General features: G+C 46.2%; 10 protein-coding genes. 6 read left to right on the top strand and 4 right to left on the bottom strand.

The annotated features are described in order from the left end of the window. Positions 1 to 54 precede the first annotated feature (54 nt). Together GC130_RS16490 and GC130_RS16485 are read left to right on the top strand one after the other, a co-directional pair. Positions 55 to 834: an alpha/beta fold hydrolase gene (locus GC130_RS16490; RefSeq protein ID WP_151999441.1), complete on the top strand. Its 780-nt coding sequence runs from the start codon at positions 55 to 57 to the stop codon at positions 832 to 834. Between the two features lie 66 nt (positions 835 to 900). Next, on the top strand, positions 901 to 1,968 hold the full coding sequence (locus GC130_RS16485) for a DUF6340 family protein (RefSeq protein WP_151999440.1): 1,068 nt from the start codon (positions 901 to 903) through the stop codon (positions 1,966 to 1,968). A gap of 1 nt (position 1,969) precedes the next feature. On the opposite strand, the gene GC130_RS16480 is transcribed toward GC130_RS16485, so the two are convergent. Further along, complete coding sequence (locus tag GC130_RS16480) at positions 1,970 to 2,143, bottom strand: Lacal_2735 family protein (RefSeq protein ID WP_151999439.1); 174 nt, start codon at positions 2,141 to 2,143, stop codon at positions 1,970 to 1,972. Between the two features lie 195 nt (positions 2,144 to 2,338). Between GC130_RS16480 and GC130_RS16475 the strand changes: the two genes are divergently transcribed. The 4 genes from GC130_RS16475 to GC130_RS16460 all read left to right on the top strand — a co-directional run bounded on the left by GC130_RS16475 (position 2,339) and on the right by GC130_RS16460 (position 9,584). Then, the gene (locus tag GC130_RS16475) at positions 2,339 to 4,753 is read left to right on the top strand and encodes a TonB-dependent receptor (RefSeq protein WP_151999438.1); all 2,415 of its coding nucleotides are present in this window, start codon (positions 2,339 to 2,341) and stop codon (positions 4,751 to 4,753) included. A 5-nt stretch (positions 4,754 to 4,758) separates the two neighbouring features. Continuing rightward, entirely contained in the window at positions 4,759 to 5,850 is a 1,092-nt protein-coding gene (locus tag GC130_RS16470) for a DUF4249 domain-containing protein (RefSeq protein WP_151999437.1), read from the top strand. Positions 5,851 to 6,048: 198 nt separating this feature from the next. Further along, positions 6,049 to 8,454: a TonB-dependent receptor gene (locus GC130_RS16465; RefSeq protein WP_151999436.1), complete on the top strand. Its 2,406-nt coding sequence runs from the start codon at positions 6,049 to 6,051 to the stop codon at positions 8,452 to 8,454. After that, positions 8,454 to 9,584 (top strand): DUF4249 domain-containing protein, encoded by a 1,131-nt coding sequence (locus tag GC130_RS16460; RefSeq protein ID WP_151999435.1) that lies wholly within the window; start codon positions 8,454 to 8,456, stop codon positions 9,582 to 9,584. The genes GC130_RS16465 and GC130_RS16460 overlap by 1 nt, the downstream gene beginning before the upstream one ends. On the opposite strand, the gene GC130_RS16455 is transcribed toward GC130_RS16460, so the two are convergent. The 3 genes from GC130_RS16455 to GC130_RS16445 all read right to left on the bottom strand — a co-directional run bounded on the left by GC130_RS16455 (position 9,565) and on the right by GC130_RS16445 (position 12,804). Continuing rightward, positions 9,565 to 11,052 (bottom strand): toxin-antitoxin system YwqK family antitoxin, encoded by a 1,488-nt coding sequence (locus GC130_RS16455; protein WP_193217884.1) that lies wholly within the window; start codon positions 11,050 to 11,052, stop codon positions 9,565 to 9,567. The two genes, GC130_RS16460 and GC130_RS16455, sit on opposite strands and share 20 nt — an antisense overlap. Positions 11,053 to 11,197: 145 nt before the next feature. After that, positions 11,198 to 11,803: a hypothetical protein gene (locus GC130_RS16450; protein ID WP_151999433.1), complete on the bottom strand. Its 606-nt coding sequence runs from the start codon at positions 11,801 to 11,803 to the stop codon at positions 11,198 to 11,200. Beyond that, positions 11,797 to 12,804, bottom strand: coding sequence for a 3-oxoacyl-ACP synthase III family protein (locus GC130_RS16445; RefSeq protein WP_151999432.1), 1,008 nt, complete (start codon positions 12,802 to 12,804; stop codon positions 11,797 to 11,799). The genes GC130_RS16450 and GC130_RS16445 overlap by 7 nt, the downstream gene beginning before the upstream one ends. Positions 12,805 to 12,821 lie beyond the last annotated feature (17 nt).

The following is a 12,821-nucleotide window of genomic DNA, read 5'->3' as shown; positions in this document are numbered from 1 at the left end:
GTATTTTTTGTGATTGTTGTCTGTGCCCTTGTCTCCCATTTTATTGGCGGGTGTATGGAATTTCGTATGTCTTCCAAGTCAATGGATGACTATTACGAAGGTTCTCAAAAGCCTGAACTGGTGTCGTTCTCTTTCGACGACAGAACAGTTAACTACGCTGAAGCAGGCGACAAAACGAAGCCATTGGTAATGTTTGTTCATGGCTCTCCCGGTTCCTGGAGTGCCTTTGCCGACTTTCTGAAGGATTCGGTTCTTATTGCCAACTTTCACATTATTGCGCCCGACAGGCCGGGGTTTGGGCACTCTAATTTTGGCAGAGCTGAGCCCTCCTTAAAAAAGCAAAGCCAGTTTTTGTATCAGATACTGAAGAGATACCCTGACAAGAAGGCTATTCTGGTTGGCCATTCACTGGGTGGCCCGGTCATTGCCCAAATGGCGATGGATTACCCTGACAATGTAAGGGGGTTGTTGTTTGTGGCTCCTTCGATTGACCCGGCGCTGGAACCTGATGAGTGGTTCAGGCCGCTGCTGCGCAACTTCGTTATTCGCACTTTCACGCCCATAAGTCTGGCGGTATCCAATGATGAAATTATCGACCTTAAGGAAGAGCTGGAGATGATGACAGATGGCTGGAGGAGTTTACACACGCCTGTTTATATGCTTCAGGGTGATCAGGACACGCTTGTGCCAATGGGAAATGCCTATTACCCCGGAAAATTTATGCCCGATAGCCTCATTCACATTCAACTGCTAAGAGGGGTCAATCACTTTATCCCCTGGTCGCATCCACAGGAAATAGTCAAAGGTATCAATTACCTGAATGCTTTGCCTTAGCGTCAATTTGGGAATGTAGTATTTTTGGTATCTTTATTGATAAGCGTTTCTTTAGACTTGAATATTATGAGACTAACTAATCACACCCTGAGGCTTTTAGCGGTTCTGTTGCCTATAGGCCTGGCTGCCAGCTCTTGTACCAAATCGGTATATATCAATACGTTGAGGCCTGCGGAGATTACCTTTCCGTCTCATGTCAACACAATTTTATTGGTCGACAGGACTGAGTTTGAAAAGAAAGGGCTTGGGATAGTGGAGGGAATACTCACAGGTGAAATGCCAGGCGAGGATAGGGCGGGCCTTCAAGAAGCGATGAATGCCTTTCAGCAGCAGCTTATGGCGAGTCCCAGGTTCCAGTTGAAACGAGCCAGCGAAACGCTGAAGGGCAACAGCATGACAGGCGCATTTCCCGATCCGATTTCATGGGGAGTGATCGAACGTCTTTGTCGGAGCTATGGTGCAGATGCTGTGATCGCCGTTGAAATTTTTGATACCGACTTCATCGTTACCAACGGGAAACGTGATGTGGAACGAGAGGTTGAGAAAGACGGAAAAAAAGTAATGGAGAAGGTAGTCGAGTATTATGCCGAGGGCGTGGGCAATGCAAAGATTGGTTTTCGACTTTACGATCCCCTTGAAAAGACCATTGCAGATCAGCAGCTCTTTAATCCTTCCAATAATTGGAGTGCTACTGGTGCCAATGTCAAAGACGCCATGTCGCAGTTAATTCAAAAGACGGAAGCCACCAGGCAGGTTAGTCGCACGGCTGGTTCTACCTATGCCTACAAAATTGCACCGATGCCGGTGCAATTGAGTCGGTTTTATTACGCTAAGTCGAAGAAGACACCTGAAGTAAGGCAAGGTGCGAGAGAGGCGCAGGTGGGACAATGGCAAAACGCCATTGACACCTGGAGAGGGAGGCTTAGCCAGAGTATTAAGCGAAAAGAAGGAGGCAAGCTGGCCTATAATATTGCCGTGGCCTACGAAGTGCTGGGAGATTTTGATAGCGCCAAAGAATGGGCGTCAAGGTCTTACACTAAATACGAGAACAAGAAGGGCCGTGGATACAATAGTACCCTGAACCAGAGGATATACAACGATCAGCTGTTGCAGCAGCAGGGGGTCAGGGACTGATCTACTTTTCGGGCAAGTTTTCTATTTTACGCATCAGAGCTTCGGCCTCAGCAACTTTTTCGTCCGATTTTCGGCGGTTTATACTGCTGAGTTTAAACGACTCTTCAAGCAGCTTTCTGTGCTTTTCGATCAGTTTTTCTTTTTCACTTTTCTTTCTAAAGAATCCGAATGCCATACTTTTGTGATTTACAAATCATATAACAGGATGATCGGTATAATGTTTTTGGTGATGGTGTTTTGCTAAAATATTGTCACCAAGGAATGGTAACTACATTTTTTTTGAGAAAAAATTAATCGCTACTTTCGGGGTCTCGACACCTTTAGCTGTTATTAGATTTTTACCTCAGGATTTTACTACATCGAAAACTAAATGAGATACTTTTTAAGGGCTCTCACGGCTCTTTTTATTCTGCTCTTTTGTGCTTTTTCAGACGTCTCGGCACAGAATTTTCAATTAAAAGGCTACGTTAAAAACAGTGTCACAGGGGAACCCATTGAAGGGGCCAATGTGTACATAACCAACTTGTCTACCGGGGTCATGACAGACTCCACAGGTTACTTTGCCATGTTTCTTCCTCAGGGGGTTCACTCGGTGGAATTCACCTATGTGGGCTTCGAATCGAAGAAAAGGAATATTGCACTCAACAGGGCAGTTATTATTAACATGAACCTGGAGGAGTCGTCGCAGCTTTTGCAAGAGGTGAGTGTAAGCGGACAGGCCGAGGATCACAATATTTCCAGCTCAGAAATAGGAGTAAGCAAAATGTCGATGAAGACCATCGAAAAAATGCCATCGTTCATGGGAGAAGTGGATGTAATGAAGAGCTTGCTGATGTTGCCCGGAGTGAGTTCGGTGGGTGAAGGCACCACAGGGCTGAATGTGCGAGGGGGTAATATTGACCAAAACCTGATTTTGCTGGATGATGCGCCGGTCTTCAATAGCTCCCACCTGATGGGCTTGTTTTCTGTTTTTAATCCGGACATGGTGCGAGACGTTACTTTTTACCGTGGGGCCATTCCTGCGCAGTACGGAAGCCGGGTGTCGTCGGTGCTTGATATCAAAATAAGAAATCCGGAAACGGAAAGGCTCAAGTTGGCAGGTGGCGTAGGACTTATTTCCAACCGTTTGATGCTGGAGGGGCCTATTGGCAAGAACGAAAAGCTCAGCTTCCTGATAGGTGGAAGAGCTTCATTTTCTGATTACCTGCTCAAAATCTCACCCAACAAATCTATTCAGGACACCAGGGCCAATTTTTATGATGTTACGGGCAAGCTGTTGTACAAGCTGAATAACAACAACAAACTACAGGTGTCGTTCTACAGGGCCCACGACGGATTCAAGCTGGCGTCCGATTCCCTGTCGGCCGTGGAAATAAACGCTTCGTCTTCTCAATTTGCATGGGAAACAGCCAACGCCACCGTTCGCTGGGACCATGCCTTTACGGACAACTTCATTGCCAATATCGTTGGGGTGTACAGCGACTACAATGCGATCATATCGAGCCCCGAACCTACCAACGGATTCGACCTTACCTCGGCTGTAAAGTACCGCAAGCTCAAATCAGACTTTAGTTGGTTTAGCTCCGGCGGACATTCGGTGATGTTTGGAGCGGCTGCCACCAAGTACATAATTGACCCGGGTCATCTTGACCCTAACAGCGACCAGTCGAGTGTCAATGAGTTGCTGCTACAGCAGGAAAACGGACTGGAGCTGGCGGGCTTCGTAAGTGATGAAATCGTGTTTAATGACAAAATTACTTTGATGCTTGGGCTTAGGTATTCGTACTTCCAAAACATGGGTGAGAGAAACGTGTACTCTTACGACCCAACCCAGCCATTTTCACTCAAAACAATTACAGATACGACTTTTTTCAGCAGAGGTGAAAAGGTGGCTAGCTACCATGGGGCAGAGCCCAGGTTTTCTTTTAAATACAGCCTGAACCCAAGCAGTTCGATAAAGCTTGGCTACAACAAAATGCGACAGTATTTGCAGTTGGTATCGAACACAACGGCGGCATTGCCTATCGATAGGTGGCAGCTAAGCAACACTTATTCTCAACCAATCATTGCTGATCAATTGTCGGTAGGCTATTTCAAGAATATTAACAGCAATGAGTACGAGATATCAACTGAGGTGTTTTACAAAACAACTCAAAATGTAAGTGACTACAAGGACGGGGCCGAGTTGCTGCTCAATCAGGCGCTTGAAACTGCCATCCTTCACGGCAGCGGCTATGCTTATGGAGTTGAATTTCAGACGAAGAAAAACTTAGGCCGTCTTACTGGCTGGCTAAGCTATACTTATTCGCAGGCACGTCAGCAGGTGAAAGGTGAATTTGAGGAAGAAGAAATAAGTGGAGGGGAGTACTACCCCACCAATTTCAACAAACCTCACATTTTGAATATGTCTGCTACCTGGAAGGAGAGTGCCAGGGTGAATTTTTCTGCCAACTTCACTTATAGCACAGGTCGGCCGGTTACATATCCGGACGACAAATACTATGTCTACGGACTTTTCATCCCCAACTATGTGAGCAGGAATCAGTACAAAATACCTGACTATCACAGACTCGACCTGGCGATGACGGTTGGGCCTGACCCTGCCAAGCAAACGAAGTGGAAGGGCAGCTGGACATTCTCTATTTACAATGTTTACGCCCGTAAGAATGCCTATTCAGTCTTTTTTAAGCCCAATAATCAGGCCTCTGTGAATCAGGCGAACGCCTACAAGCTCTCCATTTTTGGCACCATTTTCCCTTCCATCACGTATAATTTCTCCTTTTGATAGCCATGAAGAACCAAATGACTATAAAGCGTATTCTGCAAGCTGCTTACATATTTTCCTTGACTTTACTGGGTTCTTGCATCACACCATTTAGTCCAGATTTGACCAACGAAAGCCCAAAGCTGAGCGTGGAAGGAACGGTGACAGACCTGGCAGGGCCTTATGTGATCAAGCTGAGTTACAGTACTTCGTACACCAGTGGTGATAAAAAAAGTGAGAACACGATAAGAGACGCTAAGGTTTTTATCAGTGACAGCGAAGGCAACGAGGAGGAGTTGGTTTATAGTGGCAACGCAGGTACCTATGTGACTGCGGCGTATGGTATACAAGGAGTTGCGGGTAGATTCTACACGCTTAGAGTTGAGCTTTCCAACGGCAAAGCCTATCAATCATACCCCGAGCTGATGCCCTATGCGCCTGAAATAGACACACTATACGCCGAGTACAGGGATGTGACGGGCGAATTTGTGCAGGGTGAATTTGATGTTTACCTGGATGCCAACGACCCCGTAGAAGAGGAGAACTATTACCTGTGGAAGTGGAAGCATTACAACAAGCTTGACTACTGTCTCACGTATGTTCAAAATTTTCCATCGCCACCTACCTGGTATGCGAGGTACTGCTGTAGTGAGTGTTTCGAAATAGAAGCTTGCGCAGGATGTGTCAATATTGGATCGGATGCCCTGGTGAATGGCGGCAGGATCAGCAGAGTGCCTTTGATGTCGTTCGAGTATGACAGTCGGGAGCCTTACTATTTGCAGGCTGAGCAATATTCATTGACGGAATCTGCCTATAAGTTTTGGAAAACAGCCAGCGACCTGATCAATAATGCCGGCGGTGTTTTCGACAAACCACCTGTGACTGTCAATGGAAATCTTTTCAACGTGAACGATCCGGATGAGCAGGTGCTGGGGTATTTTGGAGCGTCTTCTGTCAAGGTGAAGGCGGTGTACTTCAGGCGAGACAATATTCCTTCGTTCCCTTATAGCTCAACACCCCTATATAATATCGACACACGGGGCTGCCAGGAGTGCGAGGAGTCCATCTACAGAACGGAAAGAAAGCCGTCGGAATGGGACGATGCGCCGACGTACTAAAGCGATTGAGCTCATCAGCTATTGCAGAGCTGTGGTATTCGATTTGAGTTATTTTTTTACTTATTCATTGCAGATAATTACTATCTTCAAACAGAGCAATAACTCCTGACCGACTTCTTTATTCTCAAATTATAGGGGGTTTTGAAATAGAGTTGTTATTTATTTTTGAATAGGGATCTACTATTTTATGCAATAAAAATGAGAAACCTCCCGAAGGCGCTTTTGGCTTGTGTCTTATTGTCGGTGTTGACGTCCTTTCTATCAGTTGCCCAAAACTTCCCCTTTAGCGGTACTGTCAAAAATAGCGTTTCAGGCGCCCCCCTTGAAGGAGTAAACGTCTACGTGACTAACCTTTCCACTGGTGTAGTAACAGACTCAATAGGGTATTTTATCATGTTCCTGCCCCAGGGCGTGCATGCTTTGGAGTTTTCCTCTGTTGGGTTTGAAAGCAAGAGGCGCAATGTGCCTGTTTATCGTGCTATGACCATCAGCATTGACCTGGATGAGTCGTCTCAACTACTTCAGGAAGTGAGCGTAAGTGGCCAGGCAGAAGATCACAATATTTCGAGTGTGGAGCTTGGCGTGAGTAAGATGTCCATGAAAGCCATTGAGAAGATGCCGACCTTCATGGGTGAAGTGGATGTGATGAAGAGCCTGCTAATGTTGCCGGGTGTTACGACGGTAGGGGAGGGAACGACAGGTATTAACGTGAGAGGAGGGAATGTTGACCAAAACCTGATATTACTCGACGATGCGCCGGTGTTCAACAGCTCTCATTTAATGGGGCTCTTTTCTGTTTTCAATCCTGATGTGGTAAGAGACATTTCCTTCTACAGAGGGGCGATACCTGCTCAACATGGGGGAAGAGCTTCTTCTGTGCTTGATATAAAAATAAGAACGCCAGAGACTGAGCAAATGAAAGTGCAAGGTGGCGTTGGGTTGATTGCCAACCGGCTCCTGGTGGAAGGGCCGCTCAGTAAAAAGCTAAGCCTTTTGGTTGGGGGTAGGGCATCATTTCCCGACTATCTGCTCAAATTAGCTCCCAACAAGTCGATTCGGGACACCAGGGCTAATTTTTATGACATCACTGCAAAAGTACTGTATCAAACCAATGAGGACAGTAAGCTACAGTTGTCGCTCTACCGGTCGGTGGATAAGTTCAAGCTTGCTTCGGATTCCCTTTCCGCATTAGAAGTGAACGCCACTTCGTCTCAATACGACTGGGAAACAACCAATGCCACCGTTAGGTGGGATCACGCTTTTTCTCCCGACCTCATCGCTAACGTTGTGGCGGTTTATAGTGATTATAATGCCTCTATTTCCAGCCTCGTTCCGGCGGTGGGCTTTGAATTGCCTTCGGCGATAAAGTATCGAAAAGCAAAGGCCAACTTTAGCTGGCTGAAAGGTAGTCATACCATTATGTTCGGCGCAGCTGGGACACAGTACATTCTCGAGCCTGGTCACTTGCAACCTACCAGCAGCGAATCAAACATCAATGCGCATCTGCTGCAAAATGAGCATGGCCTGGAACTGGCTGGCTTTGCAAGTGATGAGCTGATCGTCAACGCAAAGCTGACAGTGATGGCTGGGCTCAGGTATTCCTATTTTCAGAACACGGGTGACCGGGATGTCTATTCTTATCAGCAAGGTGTGCCTCTTACGCATGAGTCGATGGTGGACACCACGCACTATTCAAAGAGAGAAAAGATCAACAGCTATGGTGGGGCAGAGCCCCGGTTGTCATTAAAGTACAGCCTTAATCCCACTGCGTCGATCAAGTTTGGCTACAATAGAATGCGGCAATATTTGCAGATTATTTCCAATACCACTGCTTCGATGCCCATCGACAGGTGGCAACTGAGCAACACCTACTCAAAACCCATCATTGCCGATCAGGTGTCAGTCGGCTATTTCAAGAACCTCAGAGACAATATGTATGAGCTATCAGGTGAGGCTTTTTACAAATACACACAGAATTTGAGCGACTACAAAGACGGAGCCGACCTGCTGTTGAACCCAGCCTTGGAAACTGCCATTATTCACGGGAATGGATTTGCCTATGGCGTAGAGGTTCAGGCAAAGAAAAATATGGGAAGGCTGACCGGTTGGCTAAGCTATACTTATTCACAGGCAAGAATAAGAACAAAGACCGAGTTTGAGGAAGAGCAAATCAGTAATGGAAACTACTATCCAGCCAACTTCAATAAGCCACACATATTGAATTTATCGGCGATATTTAAGCAAAGCACCAGGGTGAGCTTTTCAGCGAATTTCACCTATAGTTCGGGCCGACCGACGACCTATCCGCTGGATAAGTACTACTACCATGGAGCGTATGTACCTTATTATGAAAACCGTAACCAGTTCCGTATTCCCGATTATCACAGGCTGGACTTGGCTATGACAATAGACGATAAACCAAGCAGGCAAGCAAAGTGGAAGGGGAGCTGGGTGTTTTCCATTTACAATGTTTACGCAAGGAAAAATGCGTATTCGGTTTTCTTTAAGCCTAACAATCAGCTTTACTACGCTCATGCCGACGTTTACAAGCTGTCTATTTTTGGCTCTGTCTTCCCTTCAATTACTTATAATTTCACCTTTTGATGAGGGCAGGCGATTGGATATTAGATAGAAGTAAGTCGACCAGGGTATTAGCTCTGTGCCTCTTCGTTCTCACCACTTGCATCACCCCGTTTGACCCCGAGCTCACCGACGAGACACCAAAGTTGACGGTAGAGGGACTTATTACTGACCAGCCCGGGCCTTATAGAGTAAAACTTAGCTACAGCACCACCTACACCTCGGGCAACGCCAAGAGTGATTTCACTATCTACGATGCAAAGGTCTACATCAAAGACGATCTGGGTAGTGAAGAGCAGCTGAGCTATACGAAGGGAGGCACTTATGAGACGAAAGCTGATGGCATACGAGGAGAAGTAGGACGGAGTTATTCGGTACGAATAGAGCTATCGGATGGTAAGGTTTATGAGTCTGTGCCGGAGCTGCTGCCAGCCGTTCCACCCATCGACACCATATACGCTGAGTACCGGGATATTTCCGGCGAGTTTTTGCAGGGTGAGTTCGATGTTTTCGTCGAGACCAAAGATCCGAAAGATGAAGAGAACTACTATCTGTGGCGGTGGAACAATTATGAACGGCTTGACTTCTGCAGGATATATACGGTTGGGAAGCCAGATGCAGGCTACATAACTTATGGGACTTATTGTTGCCAGAAATGCTTTGATATCCATAATTGCCCTGGCCGTATCAACATTCGATCAGATAAGCTGTTTGATGGAAATACGATTGCAAGAGTGCCTCTACTAACTTTCCCTTATGATAATCGATTGCCGTACTTCGTCGAGGCCGAACAATATTCTTTAAGCAAGGCCGCCCATGAATACTGGCAGAAAGTGAAGCAACTGACGACCAATTCAGGTGGAGTGTTTGACAAACCTCCGATAACAATAAGGGGAAACTTACACAATGTCAGTGATCCAGATGAGCGAGTTTTAGGTTTTTTTGGTGCTTCCGGGTTGAAAACCAAATCTGCTTATTTCAGTAGAAGCGGCATTTCAGACCACCCATATAGAAAACTAGTTCCGGATATCGTTCTTGATATGAGATTTGGCTGTCTGGAATGTGAAGAAGTAACAGGTGTGAGAACGGGAGTTACGCCGGCCCATTGGGACGATGCCCCAACCTATTATCCAGTTATTCTTTCGAATAATTGATCTGGTCTGTTATTCTACCCTTACGGTTGTAAAACTTCCAGAGGCCTGTGCGCTCATCATTGAGGTATTTTCCCTCTGACTCCACTGCTCCGTTGTCATAGTAGTATTTCCATGCGCCTTGTTTTTGGGAGTTGAGCAACTGCCCCTCAGAAGCCAGCTTTCCATTAGGGTGATAGTACTTCCAAATGTCAGCAGTGAAGCCGTTTTTGTAATAGCTTTCCAGCTTAAGGGTGCCGTCGTCATAGTAGGTTATCCTTGACCCGTAGCCGTCTTTTAGGGTGCCGCCTGGCAGAACTTCGCCTTTTGGGGTAAAGTATTCACTGACAGCCAGCAGTCGGCCGTTGTCCCAGTTCTCATCCTGTATCAGTTGTTCATTCTGGTAAAACCTACCCCAGATACCATCTTCCAGATCAAGCCTGTAACTACCAATAGCAGATATTTCTCCCGTAATATAGTAGCTGACCCACTGCCCGTCTCTCATACCATTTTTGTACTTGCCTTCTGTTTCGATTGGGCCAGCCTCGTAAAAGTATTTCCACAAGCCAGTTTTCTGATCACGCAGATAATCGCCAATAGAATAGAGGTTGCTATTTTCAAAGAAGCTTGTCCAGGTACCGGTCTTCAGGTCATAGGCATATTTGCCTTCAACGCTCTTTTTGCCCCGGGCGAAAAACTCCTGATATATGCCTTCTTTTAGCCCGTTCTTATAGTTGACGTTCAGTTTGAGCTGACCATTCTCATAATATTGATGCCAGTTGCCAGTTGCTGTGCCTAACTCATATTCCTCGGTCTTCTCCAGTTTTCCGCTTGGATAGTAGTACGATTGTTTTCCGTCCAGTGAGCCGTTTTTATATTTCTCCTTCGCTAAAACCAATTTGAAAGGATCATATTCTATCCAAACACTGTCTTTCTTTCCTATCTTGAAGAGTCCCTCAAGTGCCACGCTGCCGTCGGGATAGAACTCGGTGACAGGGCCGTGAAGCGTGTTTTCCTTATAGTTTACTTTGGACTGTAATTGGCCGTATTCGTCGTAAAATTCAGCCTCACCATCCAGTTTATCATTCTCATAAAACACTGCCGACTTCAGGTTACCTGTTTCATAGTACTCTTTCCAAAGACCTTCTCTTTTGCCCTCATTGTATTTGCCCTCGTAAAGCTTCAGCCCAAATCGGTAGAACCCTTCCCATTCACCAGTTCTCAGGCTATCTTTATACCGGCCTCTTTCTTTGATTTCTCCATTTGAATAGATACTGGCATAAATGCCGTTGAGAATGCCACCTTTGTAGCTCTCCATTTGGTTGCGACGGCCATCTGCGTTGTAGAAAAACCAAAGGCTGTCCTTCTTATCGTTTTTGTAAAAACCTTCCGCCAGCAGTTGGTTGTTGCTCCTGTAAAAAAGCCATAGACCTTCTTTTTTACCATTCTGTAATTCGCCTTTGTACGTAGCAATTGTATCCGGAAAAGACATCGTTTGGGCCTTTAATCCGGGAAGCAAAAAGCTGGATAGACAAAAAATGCTTAGAGAGTATGTAAACAAATAGCTAGCGGGCTTATTCATCCGGGGTTTGATTATTGTCCGATTACTTTGGCATTCAAAAACAATGCTAGATTATTCAATCCTTTAAAATAGACATAAATTTTTTAAAACCTTTGGTAGCGAATTCATCGAGATTTTGTGTCTCATTGAGAGGTAAATAGTGGCTGAGCCGCAAAAAGGTGGATTTTTCAATTGAAAGTGTTTGCACGCTGTCTGAGGAGTTTAACTCGTGAAAATTATCAGAGAAAATGTCGTTTTCCCAGGGTGAACCATCGATTTGGAAACGAATATTTTCCAGAGTAAGTGCCCCAATGTTCCTTAAAATATTTGCCTTTCTCTCCTTCCAAAACTCGCCTCCCAAATGAAGCGACAAGGTAAAGTAATGCCCCCACCAGAATAACAGTCGGATATTGAGCACGTCGTGGCGGGTCATAAGCCTTGGGTAGTCCAGCACGATATAGGGGAGGCCTTTATAGTTTTCTCCTCTGGATACCTTTCCTGCTTTTAGTAAGGTGTCTGGTGGTAAATGAAGATCATTTTCACTGCGCATTATTTGCCTGAATATACCCTCAATCCTGGAGAATCGGTCAGCCATCTTCGAAATCACCTTGCGCTTGAGCAGCAGTAGTTCACCGTCGCCCATTAACTCAATTTCTTCCTTAGAGAACCCGTCTTCTACCATCTGATGAGTGCAGATGCCCAGGTAAACCCGCTACCAAAAGCAGCGAGGCACACTAAGTCGCCTTCCTTTATTTTTCCTTCCTGCCACGCTTCACTCATCGCAATGGGAATGGACGCAGCTGTAGTATTACCATATTTCATGATGTTGTTGAATACCTGATCGTTGGACAGGCCCATTTTCTTTTGAATGAATTGGCTGATGCGCAGGTTGGCCTGGTGCGGGATCAAAAGGTTGATGTCTGTGCTCTTAAAGCCATTCTTATCCAGGGCTTCATTGATCACCTCTTCAAAGCGAGTTACAGCGTGCTTGAACACAAAGTTGCCATTCATGTAGGGGTAGTAGCTAATGTCTTCGGGGTCGTTTTCGACGATTAGCTTGTCCACCCAGTGCTTGGTACTTGGGCCTATTAGCGCCAGCTCCTTCGCATGTTTGCCTTCGGAATGAAGGTGAGTGGACAGGATGCCCTGACCGGGCTTGTCGGCTGCCTGCATCACCACTGCACCTGCGCCGTCGCCGAAAATAACTGAGACACCACGCCCTCTGGTGGTCATGTCGAGGCCGCTGCTATGGAGCTCGGAGCCTATTACCAGGATGTTGTTGTACATTCCTGTTTTAATAAATTGATCTGCAATCGATACGGCGTAAACAAACCCTGAACACTGATTTCGGACATCCAGCGCACCAATTTCTTTGATGCCAAGCTGCTCCTGCACCATCACGCCCGGGCCTGGGAAGTAGTAGTCGGGGCTGAGGGTAGCAAAAATGATGAAGTCAATGTCGTCGGGCGTGATACCGGCGTTTTTGATGGCAATCCGGGCAGCCTTGGTACCCATGGTTGATGGGGCTTCATCCGACTTTGGGTCTACAAACCGGCGCTCTTTAATGCCGGTTCTTTCCTGAATCCATTCATCAGTGGTTTCTATTAGCTTTTCAAGGTCTTTGTTGGTCACTACATTGTCGGGCACATAGTGGCCAATGCCTGCTATCTTGCTTGCTCTCATTTGGGTGTTGAGTTTTA

It is taken from the genome of Imperialibacter sp. EC-SDR9, assembly GCF_902498805.1.
In the GTDB taxonomy this organism is placed as follows: domain Bacteria; phylum Bacteroidota; class Bacteroidia; order Cytophagales; family Cyclobacteriaceae; genus Imperialibacter.
This window is presented reverse-complemented; position numbering and strand designations above follow the sequence as displayed.